Raw genomic sequence first — 20,205 nt, 5'->3', positions numbered from 1 at the left:
TGACACCCGGCCTGGGCCCACGCCGCCGGTTCCGGACCGACGCGCCAGCGGCGGTTCGGCCGTGCCGGTGGGGAGAGGCGCGGCCTCATTCGGCGTCCGGCTCGCGGCCGCCATGGCGTCGCGTTCCGCACTGTGCGTCGGCATCGACCCCCACGCCGCCACCCTGGCGGCGTGGGGGCTGGGCCGCGACGAGCAGGGCCTGACCGCCTTCGGGGCGACCCTCGTCGACGCGGCCGCCGGCCGCGCGGCGGTCGTGAAGCCGCAGATCGCGTTCTTCGAGGCCGCGGGGGTGCCGGGCTACCGTGCGCTCGACGCGACCCTGCGTCGGGCACGCGATGCGGGCCTCCTGGTCGTCGCCGACGTGAAGCGCGGCGACATCGGCAGCACCGGTGACGACTACGCGGAGGCCTGGGTCGACCGCGACGGGCCCTTCCGGGCCGACGCGATGACCGTGTCGCCGTACCTCGGCTACGGGTCGCTGCGCGGCACGATCGACACCGCCCGGGCGAACGGAGCCGGGGTCTTCGTGCTCGCGGCGACGAGCAACCCCGAGGCGCGCGTGCTGCAGACCGCGGTGCTCGCCGAGGGGCCGCGTGCCGGCCGGACCGTGGCGGCCGGTATCGTCGAGGACGTGGCAGACGACAACCAGAGCGCAGCCGAGCAGCCCCTCGGGGACGTCGGGCTGGTGCTCGGCGCGACCCTCGACCTCGACGACTTCGGGATCTCCGGCGACGACATCGGCACCGCGCCGGTGCTCGCGCCGGGCTTCGGCGCTCAGGGTGCCCGCATCGAGGACCTCCGCTCGCTGTACGGCGCCCGCGCCGGGCAGGTGCTCGTGAACGAGTCGCGGGGCCTGCTCGTGGACGGCCCGGACGGCGTCGCCGCGCTCGTGGCCGACCGTGCCGACCGGATCGCCGCAGCGCTCGGAGCCGCCGCGTGACGGACGGTACCGACCGCGAGTCGCTCCCGGCCCACCGGAACCCGCCGGAGGTCGACCGTGTCGCCGCCGCGCAGGCCGCGGTGGCGGCGCGACGCGCCCGGGCCGCAGTGAAGGCCGCGATCGTCGCGGGGGAGCGGACGCCGCTCGAGGTCGCCCGTGCCGCGTGGTCCGACGAGGACGCCCCGGCGGAGAAGTCGCTCCGGGTCCGCGACCTCCTGACGTCGCTGCCCGGGATCGGTCCGGCGCGCGCGGACTCCGTGATGCAGACGCTGCGGATCGCGACCTCGAAGCGGCTCGGCGGGCTCGGTGTCCGACAGCGTTCGGCGTTGGCGGACTGGCTCGCCGCCCGCGGGCAGAAGCGCACGGCGTCGAAGCTCGTGGTGCTCGCCGGGCCGACGGCCGTCGGCAAGGGCACCGTCAGCGCGTACATCCGCGAGCACTTCCCGGACGTCAACCTGAGCGTGTCCGCGACGACCCGGAAGCCCCGCCCCGGCGAGGTCGACGGCGTGCACTACTACTTCGTGGACGACGCCGAGTTCGACCGGATGATCCGCGAGCGCGAGCTCCTGGAGTGGGCGACCGTGCACAACTCGTACCGCTACGGCACGCCCCGTCCGCCGATCGACCGCGCGCTCGACGCCGGCGACCGCGTGATGCTCGAGATCGACCTGCAGGGCGCCCGCCAGGTGAAGGACGCGATGCCCGAGGCGGTGCTGGTGTTCCTGCTACCGCCCACGTGGGAGGAACTGGTCCGCCGGCTCATCGGTCGCGGCACCGAGTCCGCCGAGGAACAGGCCCGCCGGCTCGAGACCGCGAAGGTCGAACTCGCCGCGCAGGACGAGTTCGACGTGAAGATCGTGAACTCCGATGTCAGCACCGCGGCACACGAAGTCGTAGACTTGTTCACTGCGCCCTGACGGGCGACCGTATTCGTCCCTCGACAGGAGACACCATGGCCAACCCCCAGGGCATCATCGACCCGCCCATCGACGACCTGCTCGCCAAGGTCGAGTCGAAGTACGCGCTCGTGATCTTCGCGTCGAAGCGCGCCCGCCAGATCAACGACTACTACGCCGACCTGCACGAGGGCTCGCTCTTCGACAACGTCGGTCCGCTGGTCGACTCGACCATCGACGACAAGCCGCTCTCCGTCGCGCTCCACGAGATCAACGAGGACAAGCTGACGGTCACCAAGCAGCAGCAGCCCACCGACTGATCCCGGTGACGACGAGCAACCTGCGCCTCTTCACGTCCGAGTCGGTGACCGAGGGGCACCCCGACAAGATCTGCGACCAGATCTCGGACACCATCCTCGACGCCCTGCTCGAGGTCGACCCGCACGCGCGCGTCGCCGTCGAGACCATGGTGACGACGGGCCTCGTGCACGTCGCCGGTGAGGTCACCACCTCCGGCTACGTCGAGATCCCGAAGCTGGTCCGCGACGTGATCACGGGCATCGGGTACAACTCGTCCGAGGTCTCCTTCGACGGTCGCACCTGTGGCGTCGAGGTGTCGATCGGTGCGCAGTCCCCGGACATCGCGCAGGGCGTCGACGAGTCGCTCGACAGCCGCTCGGGTGCCGGCGTCGACCCGCTCGACCGCCAGGGCGCCGGTGACCAGGGCATCATGTTCGGCTTCGCGACGAACGAGACCCCCGAGTACATGCCCGTCGCCATCTGGCTCGCGCACCGGCTCGCCGAGCGTCTGGCCGCGGTCCGCAAGTCGGGCGAGCTGTCGTACCTCCGCCCGGACGGCAAGACGCAGGTGACGGTCGGGTACGACGGCGTGGTGCCGAAGACCGTCGAGACCGTCGTGCTCTCGACGCAGCACGCCCCGAGCGTCACGCTCGAGCAGCTCACCGCGGACGTCACGGAGCACGTGATCCGTCCGGTGCTCGCCCAGGTCGACCTCGATGCGTCGCACGTCGACGTCATCGTGAACCCGACCGGCCGCTTCGAGATCGGCGGTCCCCAGGGCGACGCGGGGCTCACCGGGCGCAAGGTCATCGTCGACACCTACGGCGGCGCCTCCCGGCACGGCGGCGGTGCCTTCTCGGGCAAGGACCCGTCGAAGGTCGACCGCTCGGCCGCGTACGCGCTCCGCTGGGTCGCGAAGAACGCCGTCGCCGCGGGCCTCGCCGACCGGCTCGAGGTCCAGGTCGCCTACGCGATCGGCCGTGCCAAGCCCGTCGGACTGTACGTCGAGTCCTTCGGGACCGGCCACGTCGACGACGCCACGATCGAGGCCGCGATCCTGCAGGTCTTCGACCTCCGGCCCGCCGCGATCATCCGCGACCTCGACCTCCTCAAGCCGCGCTACGCCACCACGGCGACGTACGGCCACTTCGGTCGTGACCTCCCCGGCTTCACCTGGGAACAGCTCGACCGCGTCGAGGAACTGCGCGCCGCGGCAGGACTCGTCCCCGCCACCGTCTAGCGGTCCCGCGTGACCACCGTCGCGCGCGTCGTCCTCGACTCGCCGCTCCCGCAGTTGGACCGTCTGTTCGACTACCGGGTGCCGAGCGAGCTCGAGGACGACTGCGTGCCCGGGGTCCGTGTGAAGGTCCCGCTCCGGACCGGTGCCCGGATGTCCGACGCCTACGTCGTCGAGGTCGTGTCCGAAGGGGACTGGCCCGGCGAGCTGAGCCAGGTCGAGGAGGTCCTCTCCCCGGTGCCGGTCCTGGCGCCGGAGATCTGGACACTCGCGCGCGCCGTCGCCGACCGCGGCGCCGGTGTCGCCTCCGACGTGCTCCGGCTCGCGGTGCCGACCCGTCAGGTCCGCGCCGAGAAGGCCTGGCTGGCCCGCGACACGTCGTGGTCGCCGGCGGTGGTCGACCCCACCCCCGTCACCGGCTACGCCGAGGGCGCCCTGGAGGCACTGCTCGCCGACCACGGTCGGGCTGCGGTCGACGCCGTCCCCCACCCCGTCGACCTCGGCTCCGCCGACGAACCCGTCTGGGTGCCGGGATGGGCCGCGACGCTCGCCCAGGCAGCGTCGCAGGTCGTCGCCCACGAGCAGTCGGCCGTGCTCGCCGTGCCCGACTTCCGCGACGTCACCGACCTGGAGCGGGCGCTCCTCGCCGTGCTGCCGCCCGAGCGTGTCGTCCGGTTCGACGCCAAGCAGACCAACGGGCAGCGGGCGAAGGCCCTCCTGCAGGCCCGGACGCACGCGGTGGTCGCGATCGGCAACCGTACGGCGGTGTTCGCGCCGGCGACCGAGCTCGGCCTCATCGCGATGTGGGACGACGGCGACGCCTCGTTCGTCGAGCCCCGGGCACCGTACGTGCACTCCCGGGACGTCGCGCTCGTCCGCACCGCGCAGTCCGGCGCCGCGCTCCTGTTCCTCGCGCACGCCCGCTCGACCGACGTGCAACGGCTCGTCGAACTGCACTGGCTGCAGGAGGTCGCACCGTACCGGGTGCCGACGCCGAAGGTGGTCCCGACCGCGCAGCAGGCGAGCGCCGAGGGCTTCGCCGCGCAGGCACGCATCCCGAGCACGGCGTGGCGAGCTGCTCGTGAGGCCAGCCAGCACGGGCCGGTGCTCGTCCAGGTCGCGAACCCGGGCTTCGGTACCGGCCTCGTCTGTGCCGACTGCGGCGAGCGTGCGCACTGCCGGGTGTGCGGGGGGCCGCTCGGCAGCCCGCACCGGAACGCGACGCCGCAGTGCCGGTTCTGCGGTGCGCTCGCAGTCGGGTTCCGCTGTCCGACGTGCGGCGGCGGGAAGCTCAAGCCGGTCGGGCAGGGGGCGCAGCGCACCGCCGACGAGCTCGGTCGCGCGTTCCCCGGCGCGAGGATCGTGGTCGCCGACGGCTCCCGGCCGCTCGACGAGGTGCCGGCCCGCCCCGCGGTGGTCGTCGCGACCCGAGGTGCGGAGCCGAGCGTGCCCGGCGGGTACGCGTGCGTGCTGCTCCTCGACGGCGAGCGGCTGCTGGCCCGCGAGGGACTCCGGGTGCAGGAGGACGTCCTGCGGTTCTGGACGAACGCCGCGGCGAAGGGCGCACCCGGCGCCGAGGTCTACCTCGTCGGCATCGGCGGGCGACTCGCGACGGCGATGGCGACGTGGCGGCTCGACGGTCCTGCGCACGACGAGTTGGCCGACCGCCGCGAGCTGCACTTCCCGCCGGCGGTCCGCGTCGCGACGCTCACCGGGACGGACGAGGCCGTGACGGCCGCGGTCGAGGCCCTCGGCGACGCCACGGCTGGCCCCGTCCTCGGCCCGGTGCCCGTCGAGGGCGACCCGGTGCCCGGGACCGTCCGGGCGATCGTGCGGTTCCCGTACGCGCACGGTGCGGAGGTCGCGGCGACGCTCAAGGCCGAGGTGATCCGGCGCTCGTCGACCCGGCGGGTCCTCCCGGGTGGCAACCGTCGTCGTGCGGCGCCGACGCTGCGCGTGCGGCTCGACGACGCCGAGCCCTTCACCGAGGTCTGACCGGCGCGGCCACGGCCCCGCGGTGCTGTGTCCCGTCGCTGCCGAACGACCCGGTCGTCGTCGTACGACAGCGGTGCCCTCGTTCTTTGCACGCGCAACGATCGGCGCCGGCGTTCGTGCACGCGCCACGGAGCGGCGATGTCGCTCCGTGCACGCGCCGCGATCCGCGCGGGCGCCTCGCGGGACCCGACCCACCGACGGGCGCGCCGTGCGTGGCGGGGCTGAGCCGTGCCTCCCGGCCGGTGCCGGACGCGACCAGCACCCGGCCCCGCGCACCCGGCGCCGCGCACCCCGCGCCCCCGGCGCCGCGCACCCCGCGCCCCGCGCCCCGCGCCCCGCGCGAGCCGACCTGTGGGAGGCTGGACGACGGTGGCCACGAACCACCGCCGAACACATCACACGCACGACGAAGTGACGAGGTGACGCCGATGCGGGCGCTCTACAAGCCGGACGCGGGTCCGGGTCTGACCATGACCGACCGGCCGGTGCCGGAACCGACGGAGGACGAGGTCCTCATCCGGGTCCTCCGCACCGGGATCTGCGGGACGGACCTGCACATCCAGCGGTGGGACGACTGGGCGGCGTCGGCGGTGACCGCTCCGCTCGTCCCCGGCCACGAGTTCTTCGGCGAGGTCGTCGAGGTCGGTGCCGGCGTGCGGGACGTCGCCGTCGGGGACCTCGTGTCCGGCGAGGGCCACATCGTCTGCGGCACCTGCCGGAACTGCCGGGCCGGCCGCCGACAGATGTGCATCCGGACGAAGGGCCTCGGGGTGCAGCGCGACGGCGCGTTCGCGGAGTACCTCACGCTGCCGGGCACGAACGTCTGGGTGCACCACGGGCGCGTCGAGCCCGAGGTCGGTGCGCTCTTCGACCCGCTCGGCAACGCGGTCCACACGGCGCTCGCGTTCCCGCTCGTCGGCGAGGACGTCGTGGTCGCCGGGTGCGGCCCGATCGGCCTCATGGCGATCGCGGTCGCACGCCACGCCGGCGCACGGTTCGTCGTCGGCACGGACGTCAGCCCGAACCGGCTCCGGATGGCGGAGCAGATGGGCGCCGACCTCGGCGTCGACGTCCGAGGTGACGGTGTGCACGCTGACGGCGCTGCCGCGCTCCGCGCAGCGCAGGGGCGACTCGGCATGCGCGAGGGGTTCGACGTCGGCTTCGAGATGTCGGGTGCACCCACCGCGCTGCCCGCACTCGTCGAGAACATGAACCACGGCGGACGGATCGCGATGCTCGGGCTCCCGAGCGGGCCGATCGCGGTCGACTGGGGCAAGGTCGTCACGCACATGCTCACCGTGAAGGGCATCTACGGCCGTGAGATGTTCGAGACGTGGCAGGCGATGAGCTCCATGCTGCAGACGAATGCGGTGCTGCGGGACCGCATCGGCTCGATCGTGTCGGCGCGCTACCCGGCGCGCGACTGGGAGGCAGCGTTCGCCGCGGCGGCGAGCGCGGACGGCGGCAAGGTCGTCATCGACTGGACGGAGCACTGATGTACGGCGCGATCAAGGACCACCTGGCGACGGAGCTCGCGGGCATCGAGGACGCGGGCCTCACGAAGCGGGAGCGCGGCATCGCCGGTCCGCAGCGGGCGGCGATCGAGGCGGACGGCACCGACCTGCTGAACTTCTGCGCGAACAACTACCTCGGGCTCGCGGACTCGACGGACCTCGTCGACGCTGCGAAGGACGCCCTCGACCGGTGGGGGTACGGGATGGCGAGCGTGCGCTTCATCTGCGGCACGCAGGACCTGCACCTCGACCTCGAGCGGCGGGTGGCGGGGTTCCTCGGCACCGAGGCGGCGATCCTGTACTCGTCGTGCTTCGACGCGAACGGCGGCCTCTTCGAGGTGCTGCTCGGCCCCGACGACGCGATCATCTCGGACGAGCTGAACCACGCGTCGATCATCGACGGCATCCGGCTCTCGAAGGCGCAGCGGTTCCGGTACCGGAACCGGGACACGGCCGACCTGGAGGCACAGCTCGCCGCCGCCTCGTCGGCTCGCTTCCGTGTGGTGGTCACCGACGGCGTCTTCTCGATGGACGGGTCGATCGCGCCGCTCGCCGAGATCTGCGACCTCGCCGAGCGGTACGACGCCCTCGTCATCGTCGACGACTCGCACGCGGTCGGGTTCGTCGGCGAGCACGGCCGGGGGACACCCGAGCTCTGCGGCGTCGCCGACCGGGTCGACGTGTACACGGGGACGTTCGGCAAGGCGCTCGGCGGGGCGTCGGGCGGCTACGTGGCGTCACGGCGGGAGATCGTCGACCTGCTGCGGCAGCGGTCGCGCCCGTACCTGTTCTCGAACTCCCTGGCGCCGGTCATCGCCGCGGGGACGGTCGCCGCGCTGGACCTCGTCGAGCGCTCGGACGACGCCCGGGCACGGCTCGCCGCGAACGCCCGGACGTTCCGGTCCCTGATGGCCGACGCCGGCTTCGAGCTGCTGCCGGGGGAGCACCCGATCGTGCCCGTGATGTTCCACGACGCCGCCCGCACGGCGCGGATCGCGGACGAGATGCAGGCGCAGGGTGTCTACGTGACGGCGTTCAGCTACCCGGTGGTGCCGAAGGGGCGTGCGCGGATCCGGGTGCAACTGTCGGCGGCGCACACCGAGGAGCAGGTGCGGCGGTGCGTCGACGCGTTCGTGGCGGCACGGGACGCCGTCGGACCGGCCTGACGCGTCGACGGCCCCGAGAGCTGCTCGCTCCCGGGGCCGTCGTGGACGAGGCGGACCTGTCGGACCCGGTCAGGGCCCGACCGGCCGCCGACGCTCGCGCGGCAACACGATCCCGAGCGCCACCATGCCGACCGCGAGCACGAGGTGCAGCCAGTTGTCCGCCCAGTTCAGCGGCACGAAGTTCGCGCCGGACATCGTGCCCGCGGTGAAGAGGCCGTAGACCCACAGCACGAAGTAGACGAGCCCGCCGATGACGAGGTACATCCGGGAGCCCGTCGGGTAGCGCGCCGCGAGCAGCCCCACGACCCCGAACAGCAGGTGCACGACGTTGTGCAGGACCGAGACCTGGAAGATCCCGAGCAGCATCGCCATCGAGCCGTGGCCGGCCCCGGCGAGGTCGCCCGACGTGAGCCCCGGTACGAACCCGGCGATGCCGACGAGCAGGAACACGATGCCGACGACGAGCGCGGTCTTCTGGATGCTCGAGCCGGCATAGCGGTCGGTGGACGTGGTGACGTCGGACATGGTGCCTCCCTGGTTCGGCGTGTCCCCGACCGTACGCACCGGGTGGACGCCTCGTTCCACGTCCGCGCAGCCGGGACACGTCGGCGTGGGAGACTCGTCGACCCCGCCGACCCTCCGCGACCAGTGGTCGTGACCAGCCGCGCGCGCACCGCACGAGCGTGACGTCCGCCTGCGCGGCCGTGGGACGATGGACCCCATGCGTCTCGTCGTCGCCGGCAGCCCCGCTGCGGCCGTCCCCACCCTCCGCCGACTCGCGGGTTCCGACCACGAGATCGTCGCGGTGCTCACCCGCCCCGCGACACCGCAGGGTCGCAAGCGGGTCCTGACGCCGACGCCGGTCGCGCAGGTCGCCGCGGAACTCGGTCTGCCGGTGATCGAGGCGTCCCGGGTCGACGACGCGGTCACGGCCGAGCTCGCCGCGCTGGAGCCTGACCTCGGCGTGATCGTCGCCTACGGCGCGCTCCTCCGCCGTCCCGCGCTCGACACCCCGCGGCTCGGCTGGGTGAACCTGCACTTCTCCGACCTGCCGGCGTACCGCGGCGCCGCGCCCGTCCAGCGTGCGGTGATGGCCGGCGATACGGACACGGCCGCCACGGTGTTCCAGCTCGTCGAGGCCCTCGACGCCGGCCCCGTGTACGCGTCGGAGCCGTTCACGATCGACCCCGACGCGACGAGCGGTGACGTCCTCGACGCGATGGCGGAGACCGGTGCCGAGGTCGTCACACGGGTCGTCGACGACCTCGCGGCCGGCACCGCGGTCGCCACCGAGCAGACCGGCGACGTCACCCTCGCACCCAAGCCCACGGCCGAGGACGCGCACGTCCGCTTCGACGAGCCCGCCGTCCACGTCCACGCACGGATCCGTGGCGTCACGCCGGAGCCCGGCGCGTTCGCGCACCTCGGCGAGACGCGCGTCAAGCTGCTCCGCAGCGCGCTGCAGCCGGGAGGCACGCCCTCCTCCGCCCCGCACCTCGCGCCCGGCGCGCTCGGCCTGGTCGACGGCCGGCTGCTGGTCGGCACGGCCGACGACCCGCTCGTGCTCACCGAGGTGCAGCCCGCCGGCAAGAAGGCGATGGACGCCGCAGCCTGGGCCCGGGGGCTCGGCCAGCTCGACGGGAAGGTCCTCGCATGAACGCCGCCGGAGCTCAGCGCAGCCGGGGACCGCGTCCGACGTCGGCCCGGCGGGTGGCGTACGACGTCCTCCGCGCCGTGCAGGTCGACGACGCGTACGCCAACCTCCTGCTGCCCGCCCGGATCCGCCGTGCCGGGCTCGCCGCGCGCGACGCTGCGTTCGCGACCGAGCTCACCTACGGGTCGATCCGGATGCTCGGCCGCTACGACGCGATCGTCGGCATCGCGTCCGGCCGTCGGGTCGAGAACATCGAGGCCGACGTCCTCGACGTGATGCGCCTCGGCACCCACCAGCTGCTCGGCATGCGCACCCCGACGCACGCCGCCGTCTCCGCGACGGTCGAGCTCGCCCGCGAGGTCGGCGCCCGCCGCGCCACCGGCTTCGTCAACGCCGTGCTGCGGAAGGTCGCCGCGCGGACCGACGCCGAGTGGGACGCCGCGATCACCGAGGGCCGCGGCGGCGATGCGCTCCTGGCGACGCGCTGGTCCCACCCGACGTGGGTCGTGTCGGCGCTGCGGGACGCCCTCGCCGCCGAGCGGTCCCGGGACGAGCTCGCGGCCTTGCTCGCGGCCGACAACGTCGCACCGCGGGTGCAGCTCGCGGCGCTCCCCGGGCTCGCGACGGACGACGACGTCGCCACCGCGACCGGGTCGCACGGCGATGCGGCCGACCCGATCGACGGCGCTGCCGTGGACGGCGGCGGCGCGGTGGACGGGACCGACGATGTACCGGCGGCCGACGACGCGACCGGCACCGTGCCTCCCGTCCGGCCTGACGCCGACCTGCTCCCCGTGTCGCCCACCGGCATCCGCGGCGTGTCCGGTGACCCCGCCCGCGTGCCGGGAGTCGCGGCCGGCCGACTCCGCGTGCAGGACGAGGGCTCGCAGCTCGCCGCCCTCGCGCTCAGCCGGTCGTCCGCCGTGCGACCGGGGGAGCGGTGGCTCGACATGTGCGCCGGGCCCGGGGGCAAGGCTGCGCTGCTCGCCGCGGAGGCAGCCGTCGGCGGCGCGCACCTCGTCGCGAACGAACTCGTACCGGCGCGGGCCGGGCTCGTGCGGAAGGCCCTCGCGGGCTTCGGCGACGGCGTGACCGTGGTCGAGGGCGACGGGCGACGCTTCGGTCGGGACGGTGCGGGCGTGCAGTACGACCGCGTCCTGCTCGACGCCCCCTGCACCGGGCTCGGGGCGCTCCGACGTCGACCCGAGGCGCGGTGGCGCAAGCAGCCCGAGGACGTCCCGGAGCTCGCCGCGCTCCAGGCCGAGCTGCTCGACGCTGCCGTCCGCGTCCTCGCGCCGGGCGGGACCCTGGCGTACGTCACGTGTTCGCCGCACCTCGCGGAGACGCGCGGTCAGGTCGACGCCGTGCTCGAACGCCACCCCGGCGTGCTCGAGCAGCTCGACACCGCGGGCATCGTGCGGTCGGTGGCCGTGCGGGACCCGCAGGTGGCGGACGGTGCGGTCGCGCAGCTGTGGCCGCACCGGATCGGCACCGACGCCATGTTCGTCGCGCTGTTCCGCCGCGTGGGCTGAGGCGCGCAGCCGCCCGGCGCCGGGGGCGCCGACCGCTGAGGACCGACACGTCCGCCGTCGTCCGACGTCGGTGGTGTCGTCCGTTGCGCGCGCGGACCTCGCGCGCGCAGGACGAACGACACGTCCGTCGTCGTGCGACGTCCACGGTGTCGTCCGACAGCGGCGTCGCTCCACGAGCATCCCGGTCCGACGGCCGCCGGTAGGGTTGCCGGGTGACGATCCGCATCTCGCCGAGCATCCTGTCCGCCGACTTCGCGAACCTCGAGCGGGAGCTCCACCGCATCGAGACCGCCGACATGGTGCACGTCGACGTGATGGACAACCACTTCGTGCCGAACCTGACGCTCGGCCTGCCGATCGTGCAGCGCCTGCAGGAGGTCTCCCCGGTGCCGCTCGACGTGCACCTCATGATCACCGACGCCGACACCGAGGCGCCGAAGTACGCCGAGACCGGGGCGTCCAGCGTAACGTTCCACTTCGAGGCAGCCACCGACCCGGTCGCCACCGCCGCGGCCATCCGGTCGAACGGCGCCCGTGCCGCCGTCGCGGTGAAGCCCGGCACCCCGATCACGCAGGTGCTCCACCACCTCGACGCGTACGACATGGTCCTGCTCATGACCGTCGAGCCCGGGTTCGGCGGCCAGTCGTTCATGCCGTCCGTGATGCCGAAGCTGGCGGACGCACGGGCCGCGGTCGACGCCTCCGGCCTCGACGTCTGGCTCGAGGTGGACGGTGGCATCGCGGTGGACACCGTGCCCGAGGCGGTCCGCAGCGGCGCCGACACGCTCGTCGCGGGGTCGGCCGTCTACGGCGGCGAGCCGGCGCAGCGCATCGCGGACCTCCGCGGAGCCGCGGCAGCAGCCCGATCGTGACCGACGTGGACGACGCGACCCGTGCCTCCCGTCCGGACGGTGCGGTCGGCGAGGCGACGCAGGACGGTAGCCTGGTCCCCGTGAAGACGTTCGACGACCTGTTCGCGGAGCTGACCGAGAAGGCGCGCACGCGCCCCGAGGGCTCCGGCACCGTCGCCGAACTGGACGCCGGCGTGCACCAGATCGGCAAGAAGATCGTGGAAGAGGCAGCCGAGGTCTGGATGGCGGCCGAGTACGAGGGCGACGAGCGCACCTCGGAGGAGATCTCGCAGCTGATCTACCACCTCCAGGTGCTCATGGTCGCGAAGGGACTCACCCCGGCGGACGTCTGGCGACATCTGTAGGACGCACTCCGCGCCCACGGGCGTGGTCCGCACCTGACAGCAGTCACCGACCTCCTCCAGAAAGCAGACCCCTGATGCTCCGCATCGCCGTGCCCAACAAGGGCTCACTGTCCGAGACCGCCTCCGAGATGCTCCGGGAGGCCGGGTACGCCGGTCGCCGCGACCCGAAGGCGCTCCACCTCATCGACGAGCGGAACGGGGTCGAGTTCTTCTTCCTCCGTCCGCGTGACATCGCGACCTACGTCGGCTCGGGCGCGCTCGACGTCGGCATCACCGGCCGCGACCTGCTGCTCGACTCCGGGTCCGAGGCGCACGAGGTCGACGCGCTCGACTTCGCCGGCTCGACGTTCCGGTTCGCCGGGGCACCGGGGCGGTTCGGTTCGCTCCAGGACCTCGAGGGCGTTCGGGTGGCGACGAGCTACCCCGGCCTCGTGGGCGACTTCCTCGCGAAGCACGGTGTCACCGCGACGCTCGTGAAGCTCGACGGCGCGGTCGAGAGCGCGGTCCGACTCGGGGTCGCCGACGCCGTCGCGGACGTGGTCTCGACGGGCAGCACGCTGCGGCAGGCCGGGCTCGAGATCTTCGGGCCGGTCATCCTCGAGTCGACCGCCGTCCTCATCGCCACCGACGAGGCCCGCCCGGGCATCGACGTCCTCCGCCGACGCCTGCACGGCGTCCTCGTGGCGCGGGGCTACGTCATGCTCGACTACGACATCCCGACGTCACTCGTGCCCGACGCCACCGCGATCGCCTCCGGCATGGAGTCCCCGACGGTGTCGCCCCTGCACGGTCGGGACTGGTCGGCGGTGCGCGTGATGATCCCGCGCTCGGACATGAACCAGATCATGGACTCGCTGTACGAGCTCGGCGCCCGGGCGATCCTGGTCAGCTCGATCCACGCGGCACGCTTGTGAACGCCGCGGTGTCCGGTGCTTCGGGGACCCCGGCTCGCGAGGGTGGCGTCGCGGTCCGTGTGATCCCGTGCCTCGACGTCCAGGGCGGTCGCGTCGTGAAGGGCGTGAACTTCCTCGACCTGCAGGATGCCGGCGACCCCGTCGAGCTCGCGGCCCGGTACTACGAGCAGGGCGCGGACGAGCTGACGTTCCTCGACGTCGGTGCCACGGTCGAGAACCGCGCGACGATGTACGACACGGTCACCCGCACGGCCGAGCAGGTCTTCATCCCGCTCACGGTCGGCGGCGGCGTCCGGAGCGTCGACGACGTCGCGCGCCTGCAGCAGTGCGGTGCCGACAAGATCGGTGTGAACAGCGCCGCGATCGCCCGCCCGGAGCTCGTCGGCGAGATCGCCGACCGCTTCGGCGCGCAGGCGGTCGTGTTGTCGCTCGACATCAAGCGTTCCGACCGGATGCCGTCCGGCTTCGTGGTCACCACGCACGGCGGTCGCACCGAGTCCGACCTCGACGCGATCGCATGGACGCGCGAAGCGGTGGAGCGCGGTGCGGGGGAACTCCTCGTCAACTCCATCGACGCCGACGGCACGAAGAACGGGTTCGACCTCGAGCTCGTCGCCGCCGTGCGCGCCGTCGCGTCGGTCCCGGTGATCGCCTCGGGTGGCGCCGGTCACCTCGACCACTTCGCCCCGGCCGTCGAGGCGGGAGCCGACGCGGTCCTCGCCGCGAGCGTCTTCCACCGCGGCGAGATGACGATCGGCGACGTCAAGGCGGCGCTGCGCGCCGCGGGCGAACTCGTCCGCTGAGCCGACCCGCTGACGGACGGGAGGCCCGTGGCGGCGTCGCCACGGGCCTCCCGTCCGATCCTCCACACCCCGCGTGACGCTCCGCGGCACGCCGTAGGCTAGGAACCTCATGACCGACAGCACCAGCGCCAGCACCGACGCGGTCCTCGACCGCGTGCGATTCGGTGCGGACGGCCTGCTCCCCGCCATCGTGCAGGAGGAAACGTCGAAGGACGTCCTCATGCTCGGGTACATGGACCGGGAAGCCCTCCGCCGCACCCTGACCGAGGGGCGGGTGACCTTCTGGTCCCGCTCGCGGCAGGAGTACTGGCGCAAGGGCGACACCTCCGGGCACGCGCAGTACGTGCGTGCCGCGGCGCTCGACTGCGACGACGACACCCTGCTCGTGACCGTGCAGCAGGTCGGTGCCGCGTGCCACACGGGCGCGCACGCCTGCTTCGACGTCGATCCGCTCTCGCCCGTCACGGCGACCGCTCCGGAGGCCTCCCGATGACCGACCAGCCGCACTCCACCCGGCGCGAGGAGTTCGACGGACTCCTCGCCGACCACCGCGTCGTACCCGTGGTCCGCGCGCTCTTCGCCGACAGCGAGACCCCGGTCGGCGTCTACCGCAAGCTCGCCGACGGCCGACCGGGGTCGTTCCTGCTCGAGTCCGCCGGGCAGGGCGGCCTGTGGTCGCGCTGGTCCTTCGTCGGCGTGCGGAGCTTCGGTGTGCTCACCCAGGACGACGACCGTGCCGTCTGGATCGACACCGGCATCCCCGCCTCGCGTGCGGTCGACTCGCTCGACGGCGCGCCGCTCGACGTCCTCGCCCGGCTCCACGAGCGGTGGGCGACCCCGCGCGTCCCCGGTACGCCGCCGCTCGTCGGCGGGACCGTCGGGTTCATCGGGTGGGAGGCCGTCCGACAGCTGGAACACCTACCGAACGTGCCCGCGGCCGACTTCGACGTGCCGGGGCAGGCCCTGGCGTTCGTGTCCGAGCTGGCCGCGCTCGACCACCGCACGGGGCTCGTCCTGCTCGTCGCGAGCGTGCTCAACGACGGTGAGGACGACGCCGACGCGATGTGGTCGGACGCCCAGGCCCGGCTCGACCGGATGCAGGCCGACCTCGTCCAGCCGACGGTCGCGACCGTGGCCGAGGCCTTCGACATCGCCGAACCGACCCCCTCACACCGGTCGACCCCGGACGAGTACATGGCCGCGGTGCAGCGCTCGAAGGAGTTCATCCGCGACGGCGACGTCTTCCAGGTGGTCATCTCGCAGCGCTTCGACCACGAGGTCACCGCGGACCCGCTCGACGTCTACCGCGTCCTGCGGACGCTGAACCCGAGCCCGTACATGTACTTCCTCGCGCTCCGCGACACCCACGACGACCCGTTCTGGATCGTCGGGGCTTCACCGGAGGCACTGGTGAAGGTGCAGGCCGGCCGTGCGATCACCCACCCGATCGCCGGGTCACGCCCACGTGGTGCGACGCCGGAGGAGGACGTCCGCTTCGGTGAGGACCTCCTCGAGGACCCGAAGGAGCGCGCGGAGCACCTCATGCTCGTGGACCTCGCGCGCAACGACCTGCAGAAGGTGTGCGAGCCCGGCACCGTCGCGGTGACCGAGTTCATGACCGTCGAGCGGTTCAGCCACATCATGCACCTCGTGTCGAGCGTCGAGGGTGCCGTGCGCCCGGACGCCTCGGCGATCGACGTGTTCCGGGCGACGTTCCCCGCCGGGACGCTGTCGGGGGCACCGAAGCCGCGCGCGCTCGAGATCATCGACGAGCTGGAGCCGGCCAAGCGGGGCGCGTACGCCGGGGTCGTGGGCTACTTCGACTTCGCGGGTGACGCCGACCTCGCGATCGCCATCCGGACCGCGATGATCCAGGACGGCGTCGCACGGGTGCAGGCCGGAGCCGGCCTCGTCGCCGACTCGGAACCGGCGACCGAGCACACGGAGACCGTCAACAAGGCTGCGGCGCCGCTGCGCGCGGTCGCGACGGCGAACCGGATGCGCGAGGTGCGGTCGTGACCCTCCGGCGCTCCCGTCCGCTCGTCGTGGTCGCCGGGCTGCTGGTCGCCGGCGTCGTGATGCTGTCGTGGACCCAGACGTGGTTCACGGTGCACCTGCGCGCGGGGTCGGCCGTGGTCGCGACCGTGACCGCCGACGGGTCGAAGACCGTGCCGCAGTACACCGCGCTCGCGATCGCCAGCCTGGCGCTGTTCCTCGCGTTGACGATCGCGGGACGGGTGCTGCGGGTCGTGCTCGCCGTGGTCGAGGTGCTCCTCGGCGTCGCCGTCGTGGTCACCGGGGCGTCCGCGCTCCGTGACCCGGTCGCGTCCGCCCGTGCGGCGATCGGCGAGGTCGCGGGGGTGAGTGACCTCGCCGGTGTCCGGCGTGTCGTGTCCTCGGTGGACGTCACGGCGTGGCCCGCGGTGGGGATCGCCGGCGGCGTGCTGGCGGTGGTGCTCGGGATCGTCGTGCTGTTCGTGCAGCGCGCGTGGCCGGGGCCGAGCCGCAAGTACGGCGCGGCGACCGCGGGCGCGGCTGCGGACGCACGTGCCACCGCGACGCAGCGCGATGCCGTGACCGACTGGGACGACCTGTCGGCCGGCACGGACCCGACCGACCCGTCCGCCGACGGTCCGCACGGCACTGACCGCAAGCCGTCCGCCGACGGCGAGCGTGCCGGGACCGCCACGGTCGACGCGGTAGGGTTGGAACACGGCGATCGACCGACGACGCCGGAGCAGAACGAGGAGCACCGTGAGCAACACTGAGCCCGCAGAACTCGGCGAGGGCCACTCGCCGGCAGCCTGGACGGCCGTCGTCATCATGCTGATCGGTTTCGCGGCTGGGACGCTCTTCTTCTGGTTCGACCAGCCGATCGGCGTGTGGATCTCCGCCGCGGTCGTGGTCGTCGGCCTCATCGTCGGCGCCGTCATGGCGAAGGCCGGCTACGGCGTCAACGGCCCGAAGTTCGTCCCGAAGCACCACGGCGAGTAGTCCGACCATGCCGAACGTGCTCGAGACCCTCGTCGCGGGCGCGCTCGAGGACGCGGCCGCCCGTCGCGCCGACCGTCCCTACGCGGACGTCGAACGCGACCTCGACCGGGTGGCGTCGCCCCTCGACGCGCTGACGTTCCTCGCCCCCGGCGACGACGTCAAGATCCTCGCCGAGGTCAAGCGTGCGAGCCCGTCCCGCGGCTCGATGGCCCCGATCGCCGACCCCGCCGCCCTCGCCGCGGATTACGAACGTGGCGGTGCGTCCACGATCAGCGTCCTGACCGAGGGCCGGAAGTTCCTCGGCAGCCTGGCAGATCTCGAGGCCGTCAAGGCCCGGGTGGGCGTGCCCGTCCTGCGCAAGGACTTCATCGCCGACCCGTACCAGGTCGTCGAGGCGCGGGCTGCCGGTGCCGACGTCGTGCTGCTCATCGTGGCGGCCCTCGAGCAGGCGCGGCTCGTCGAGCTGCACGGCCTGGCCGAGGAGCTCGGGATGCGCGTGCTGGTGGAGGCACACTCCGCCGACGAGGTCTCGCGTGGTCTCGACGCCGGTGCCCGCATCCTCGGCGTCAATGCCCGGGACCTCACCGACTTCTCGCTCGACCGCGACCTGTTCGGCTCGCTCGCCGACCGCATCCCCGACGGTGTGGTCCGCGTCGCCGAGTCCGCCGTCGCCGGTCCCGCCGACGTCGCGCACTACCGTTCCGCCGGTGCCGACGTCGTCCTGGTGGGGGAGGCGCTCGTCACGGGCGACGACCCCGCCGCCACGCTCGCGTCGTTCATCGCCGCCGCCCGGTCCTGACACCGGACGGGCGGGCACCGAGACGACGTCCGGCTCCCGGGGACCGTCGACCCCCGGCCCCGCAACGACCCACCCGGTCCGGCAGTCCCGGACCCCGCACGGAAGGCACCTCGTGACCTCGCTCCGCGATCAGCACGGCCCCTACTTCGGCGACTTCGGCGGACGGTTCGTCCCCGAGTCCCTCGTCCTGGCGCTCGACGAGCTCGAGGTGGCCTTCCGCGAGGCCTGGGCCGACCCGGCGTTCCGGCAGGAGCTCGACGACCTGCAGCGCGACTACACCGGACGCCCGTCGATCATCACCGAGGTGCCCCGGTTCGCGAAGCACGCCGGCGGTGCCCGGATCATCCTCAAGCGCGAGGACCTCAACCACACCGGTTCGCACAAGATCAACAACGTGCTCGGCCAGGCGCTCGTCGCGAAGCGGCTCGGCAAGACCCGCCTCATCGCGGAGACCGGCGCCGGGCAGCACGGCGTCGCGACCGCCACTGCCGCCGCGCTGTTCGGCATGGACTGCGTCGTCTACATGGGCGCGGTCGACACGGAGCGCCAGGCCCTGAACGTCGCACGCATGCGGCTGCTCGGCGCGGAGGTCATCCCCGTGGAGACCGGCTCCCGCACGCTCAAGGACGCCATCAACGACGCCCTTCGGGACTGGGTCGCGAACGTCGAGCACACGCACTACCTGCTCGGCACGGTCGCGGGTCCGCACCCGTTCCCCGAGATGGTCCGTGAGTTCCACAAGGTGATCGGGGACGAGGCCCGGCAGCAGGTGCTCGACAAGGTCGGCCGGCTGCCCGACGCCGTCGCCGCGTGCGTCGGTGGCGGTTCGAACGCGATGGGCATCTTCGACGCCTTCCTCGACGACGAGTCCGTCGCCCTGTACGGCTACGAGGCCGGTGGCGACGGCATCGAGACCGGTCGCCACGCCGCGAGCATCTCGCTCGGCCGGACGGGTGTCCTCCAGGGCACGAAGTCCTACCTCATGCAGGACGAGGACGGCCAGACGATCGAGAGCCACAGCATCTCCGCCGGGCTCGACTACCCGAGCGTCGGACCGCAGCACGCGCACCTCGCGGCGATCGGACGCGCGAAGTACGAGCCGATCACCGACGCCGAGGCGATGGAGGCCTTCCGCCTCCTCAGCCGCACCGAGGGCATCCTCCCCGCGATCGAGTCGTCACACGCCCTCGCCGGTGCGATCAAGCTCGGCAAGGAACTCGGCCCCGACGGGGTCATCCTGGTCAACCTGTCCGGCCGCGGCGACAAGGACGTGGCCTCCGCCAGCCGGTACTTCGGCATCCTCGACGAGAACGCGGTGCAGCTGTGAGCACGAACACGAACACCTCGGTCGCGTCGACCATCGACGCCGCCAACGCCGAGCGGGCCGGAGCCGTCGTCGGCTACCTGCCCGCAGGCTTCCCGGACGTGCAGACGAGCGTCGACGCGGCGGTCGCCCTCGCCGATAACGGCGTGGACGTCATCGAGCTCGGTCTGCCGTACTCCGACCCGGTGATGGACGGCCCGGTCATCCAGCGGGCCGCGGAGGAGAGCCTGGCGAACGGTTTCCGTGTGGCGCAGGTCTTCGACGCGGTCGACCAGATCACGAGTCGGGCCGACGTCCCGGTGCTCGTGATGACGTACTGGAACCCGGTGCTGCGCTACGGCGTCGACCGCTTCGCCGACGACCTGGTCGCCGCCGGTGCGTCCGGGCTCATCACGCCGGACCTCATCCCGGACGAGGCCCGCGAGTGGATGGACGCCTCGGAGCGCACCCACCTCGACCGTGTCTTCCTCGCCGCGCCGTCCTCGACGGACGCGCGCATGCACCAGGCCGTCGAGTCGAGCCGCGGCTTCGTGTACGCCGTGTCGACCATGGGTGTGACGGGTGCGCGCGTCGGGGTCGACGCCGCCGCGCGGACCGTCGTGTCGCGCCTGCGGGACGCCGGTGTCGAGCGCACGTGCGTCGGGCTCGGCATCTCGACGGCCGACCAGGTCGCGGAAGTCCTCGAGTACGCCGACGGCGCGATCGTCGGGTCGGCGTTCGTCCGTGCCCTCGCCGACCTCGGTGTGCAGGGCGTCGCCGACCGCGCGGCGGACCTCACGAGCGGCGCGCAGCGCCGCTGACGGACGGCACCTGCCTGGAGGCCCGGATCACGTGCGCGACGCGGTCACGTGATCCGGGCCTCCGGTCGGTCGTCCCCAGGGAAGACACCGACCGTCACGATTTCCACAGGACCGTCCACGA

21 protein-coding genes are annotated in these 20,205 nt (G+C 73.1%); 20 read left to right on the top strand and 1 reads right to left on the bottom strand.

Annotated elements, in window-relative coordinates:
- The first annotated feature begins 61 nt into the window (after positions 1 to 61).
- The 7 genes from pyrF to ACRQ4C_RS09810 all read left to right on the top strand — a co-directional run bounded on the left by pyrF (position 62) and on the right by ACRQ4C_RS09810 (position 8,048).
- A complete protein-coding gene (pyrF, locus tag ACRQ4C_RS09840) occupies positions 62 to 940 on the top strand; it encodes an orotidine-5'-phosphate decarboxylase (RefSeq protein ID WP_439688538.1) in 879 nt (292 codons plus the stop codon).
- Positions 937 to 1,857 carry a guanylate kinase gene (gmk, locus tag ACRQ4C_RS09835; RefSeq protein ID WP_439688537.1) on the top strand — a complete coding sequence of 307 codons (921 nt, stop codon included), beginning with the start codon at positions 937 to 939 and terminating at the stop codon, positions 1,855 to 1,857. Before pyrF ends, gmk begins: the two co-directional genes overlap by 4 nt.
- Positions 1,858 to 1,892: 35 nt before the next feature.
- A complete protein-coding gene (rpoZ, locus tag ACRQ4C_RS09830) occupies positions 1,893 to 2,156 on the top strand; it encodes a DNA-directed RNA polymerase subunit omega (RefSeq protein WP_022906709.1) in 264 nt (87 codons plus the stop codon).
- Positions 2,157 to 2,161: 5 nt separating this feature from the next.
- The gene (metK, locus tag ACRQ4C_RS09825) at positions 2,162 to 3,376 is read left to right on the top strand and encodes a methionine adenosyltransferase (RefSeq protein WP_290131623.1); all 1,215 of its coding nucleotides are present in this window, start codon (positions 2,162 to 2,164) and stop codon (positions 3,374 to 3,376) included.
- Positions 3,377 to 3,385: 9 nt separating this feature from the next.
- A complete protein-coding gene (locus tag ACRQ4C_RS09820; RefSeq protein ID WP_439688536.1) occupies positions 3,386 to 5,368 on the top strand; it encodes a primosomal protein N' in 1,983 nt (660 codons plus the stop codon).
- 428 nt (positions 5,369 to 5,796) lie between these two features.
- Positions 5,797 to 6,864, top strand: coding sequence for an L-threonine 3-dehydrogenase (gene tdh, locus ACRQ4C_RS09815; RefSeq protein ID WP_439690891.1), 1,068 nt, complete (start codon positions 5,797 to 5,799; stop codon positions 6,862 to 6,864).
- Positions 6,864 to 8,048 (top strand): glycine C-acetyltransferase, encoded by a 1,185-nt coding sequence (locus ACRQ4C_RS09810; protein ID WP_439688535.1) that lies wholly within the window; start codon positions 6,864 to 6,866, stop codon positions 8,046 to 8,048. Before tdh ends, ACRQ4C_RS09810 begins: the two co-directional genes overlap by 1 nt.
- Before the next feature lie 69 nt (positions 8,049 to 8,117).
- Here the strand turns inward: ACRQ4C_RS09810 and ACRQ4C_RS09805 are convergent, their stop codons facing one another.
- Entirely contained in the window at positions 8,118 to 8,573 is a 456-nt protein-coding gene (locus ACRQ4C_RS09805; protein ID WP_439688534.1) for a DUF4383 domain-containing protein, read from the bottom strand.
- A gap of 196 nt (positions 8,574 to 8,769) precedes the next feature.
- On the opposite strand from ACRQ4C_RS09805, the gene fmt reads away from it, so the two are divergent.
- The 13 genes from fmt (at position 8,770) to trpA (ending at position 20,084) form a co-directional block, all read left to right on the top strand.
- Positions 8,770 to 9,705 (top strand): methionyl-tRNA formyltransferase, encoded by a 936-nt coding sequence (gene fmt, locus ACRQ4C_RS09800; protein WP_439688533.1) that lies wholly within the window; start codon positions 8,770 to 8,772, stop codon positions 9,703 to 9,705.
- Positions 9,702 to 11,234 carry an RsmB/NOP family class I SAM-dependent RNA methyltransferase gene (locus tag ACRQ4C_RS09795; protein ID WP_439688532.1) on the top strand — a complete coding sequence of 511 codons (1,533 nt, stop codon included), beginning with the start codon at positions 9,702 to 9,704 and terminating at the stop codon, positions 11,232 to 11,234. The genes fmt and ACRQ4C_RS09795 overlap by 4 nt, the downstream gene beginning before the upstream one ends.
- A 212-nt stretch (positions 11,235 to 11,446) precedes the next feature.
- The gene (rpe, locus tag ACRQ4C_RS09790; protein ID WP_290131629.1) at positions 11,447 to 12,106 is read left to right on the top strand and encodes a ribulose-phosphate 3-epimerase; all 660 of its coding nucleotides are present in this window, start codon (positions 11,447 to 11,449) and stop codon (positions 12,104 to 12,106) included.
- An 80-nt stretch (positions 12,107 to 12,186) separates the two neighbouring features.
- Entirely contained in the window at positions 12,187 to 12,450 is a 264-nt protein-coding gene (locus tag ACRQ4C_RS09785; RefSeq protein ID WP_058726551.1) for a phosphoribosyl-ATP diphosphatase, read from the top strand.
- Between the two features lie 74 nt (positions 12,451 to 12,524).
- Positions 12,525 to 13,364: an ATP phosphoribosyltransferase gene (gene hisG, locus ACRQ4C_RS09780; protein WP_290131630.1), complete on the top strand. Its 840-nt coding sequence runs from the start codon at positions 12,525 to 12,527 to the stop codon at positions 13,362 to 13,364.
- A gap of 8 nt (positions 13,365 to 13,372) precedes the next feature.
- Positions 13,373 to 14,167 carry an imidazole glycerol phosphate synthase subunit HisF gene (gene hisF, locus ACRQ4C_RS09775; RefSeq protein WP_439688531.1) on the top strand — a complete coding sequence of 265 codons (795 nt, stop codon included), beginning with the start codon at positions 13,373 to 13,375 and terminating at the stop codon, positions 14,165 to 14,167.
- A gap of 109 nt (positions 14,168 to 14,276) precedes the next feature.
- Complete coding sequence (hisI, locus tag ACRQ4C_RS09770; RefSeq protein ID WP_400414356.1) at positions 14,277 to 14,660, top strand: phosphoribosyl-AMP cyclohydrolase; 384 nt, start codon at positions 14,277 to 14,279, stop codon at positions 14,658 to 14,660.
- Positions 14,657 to 16,186, top strand: a complete 1,530-nt coding sequence (locus tag ACRQ4C_RS09765) for an anthranilate synthase component I (protein WP_439688530.1) — start codon at positions 14,657 to 14,659, stop codon at positions 16,184 to 16,186. The genes hisI and ACRQ4C_RS09765 overlap by 4 nt, the downstream gene beginning before the upstream one ends.
- Complete coding sequence (locus ACRQ4C_RS09760) at positions 16,183 to 16,935, top strand: Trp biosynthesis-associated membrane protein (protein ID WP_290131633.1); 753 nt, start codon at positions 16,183 to 16,185, stop codon at positions 16,933 to 16,935. Before ACRQ4C_RS09765 ends, ACRQ4C_RS09760 begins: the two co-directional genes overlap by 4 nt.
- Entirely contained in the window at positions 16,922 to 17,161 is a 240-nt protein-coding gene (locus ACRQ4C_RS09755) for an HGxxPAAW family protein (protein ID WP_412880880.1), read from the top strand. The genes ACRQ4C_RS09760 and ACRQ4C_RS09755 overlap by 14 nt, the downstream gene beginning before the upstream one ends.
- A gap of 16 nt (positions 17,162 to 17,177) precedes the next feature.
- A complete protein-coding gene (gene trpC, locus ACRQ4C_RS09750; RefSeq protein ID WP_439690890.1) occupies positions 17,178 to 17,960 on the top strand; it encodes an indole-3-glycerol phosphate synthase TrpC in 783 nt (260 codons plus the stop codon).
- Between the two features lie 112 nt (positions 17,961 to 18,072).
- Complete coding sequence (gene trpB / locus ACRQ4C_RS09745) at positions 18,073 to 19,287, top strand: tryptophan synthase subunit beta (protein WP_439688529.1); 1,215 nt, start codon at positions 18,073 to 18,075, stop codon at positions 19,285 to 19,287.
- Positions 19,284 to 20,084: a tryptophan synthase subunit alpha gene (trpA, locus tag ACRQ4C_RS09740; protein WP_439688528.1), complete on the top strand. Its 801-nt coding sequence runs from the start codon at positions 19,284 to 19,286 to the stop codon at positions 20,082 to 20,084. Before trpB ends, trpA begins: the two co-directional genes overlap by 4 nt.
- The last annotated feature ends 121 nt before the right edge of the window (positions 20,085 to 20,205 follow it).

Origin of the sequence: Curtobacterium sp. SP.BCp (assembly GCF_051903255.1) — a bacterium.
Classification (GTDB): domain Bacteria; phylum Actinomycetota; class Actinomycetes; order Actinomycetales; family Microbacteriaceae; genus Curtobacterium.
Note: the sequence above shows the minus strand (reverse complement) of the source record. Positions and strands in the feature narration are given on the sequence as shown.

What these genes read in the sequence shown, in the direction of transcription:
- ACRQ4C_RS09805 (WP_439688534.1), bottom strand. Translation starts at nt 8,573, where the DNA reads ATGTCCGACGTCACCACGTCCACCGACCGCTATGCCGGCTCGAGCATC.
- hisG (WP_290131630.1), top strand. Translation starts at nt 12,525, where the DNA reads ATGCTCCGCATCGCCGTGCCCAACAAGGGCTCACTGTCCGAGACCGCC.
- fmt (WP_439688533.1), top strand. Translation starts at nt 8,770, where the DNA reads ATGCGTCTCGTCGTCGCCGGCAGCCCCGCTGCGGCCGTCCCCACCCTC.
- ACRQ4C_RS09765 (WP_439688530.1), top strand. Translation starts at nt 14,657, where the DNA reads ATGACCGACCAGCCGCACTCCACCCGGCGCGAGGAGTTCGACGGACTC.
- tdh (WP_439690891.1), top strand. Translation starts at nt 5,797, where the DNA reads ATGCGGGCGCTCTACAAGCCGGACGCGGGTCCGGGTCTGACCATGACC.
- rpoZ (WP_022906709.1), top strand. Translation starts at nt 1,893, where the DNA reads ATGGCCAACCCCCAGGGCATCATCGACCCGCCCATCGACGACCTGCTC.
- ACRQ4C_RS09795 (WP_439688532.1), top strand. Translation starts at nt 9,702, where the DNA reads ATGAACGCCGCCGGAGCTCAGCGCAGCCGGGGACCGCGTCCGACGTCG.
- ACRQ4C_RS09810 (WP_439688535.1), top strand. Translation starts at nt 6,864, where the DNA reads ATGTACGGCGCGATCAAGGACCACCTGGCGACGGAGCTCGCGGGCATC.
- hisI (WP_400414356.1), top strand. Translation starts at nt 14,277, where the DNA reads ATGACCGACAGCACCAGCGCCAGCACCGACGCGGTCCTCGACCGCGTG.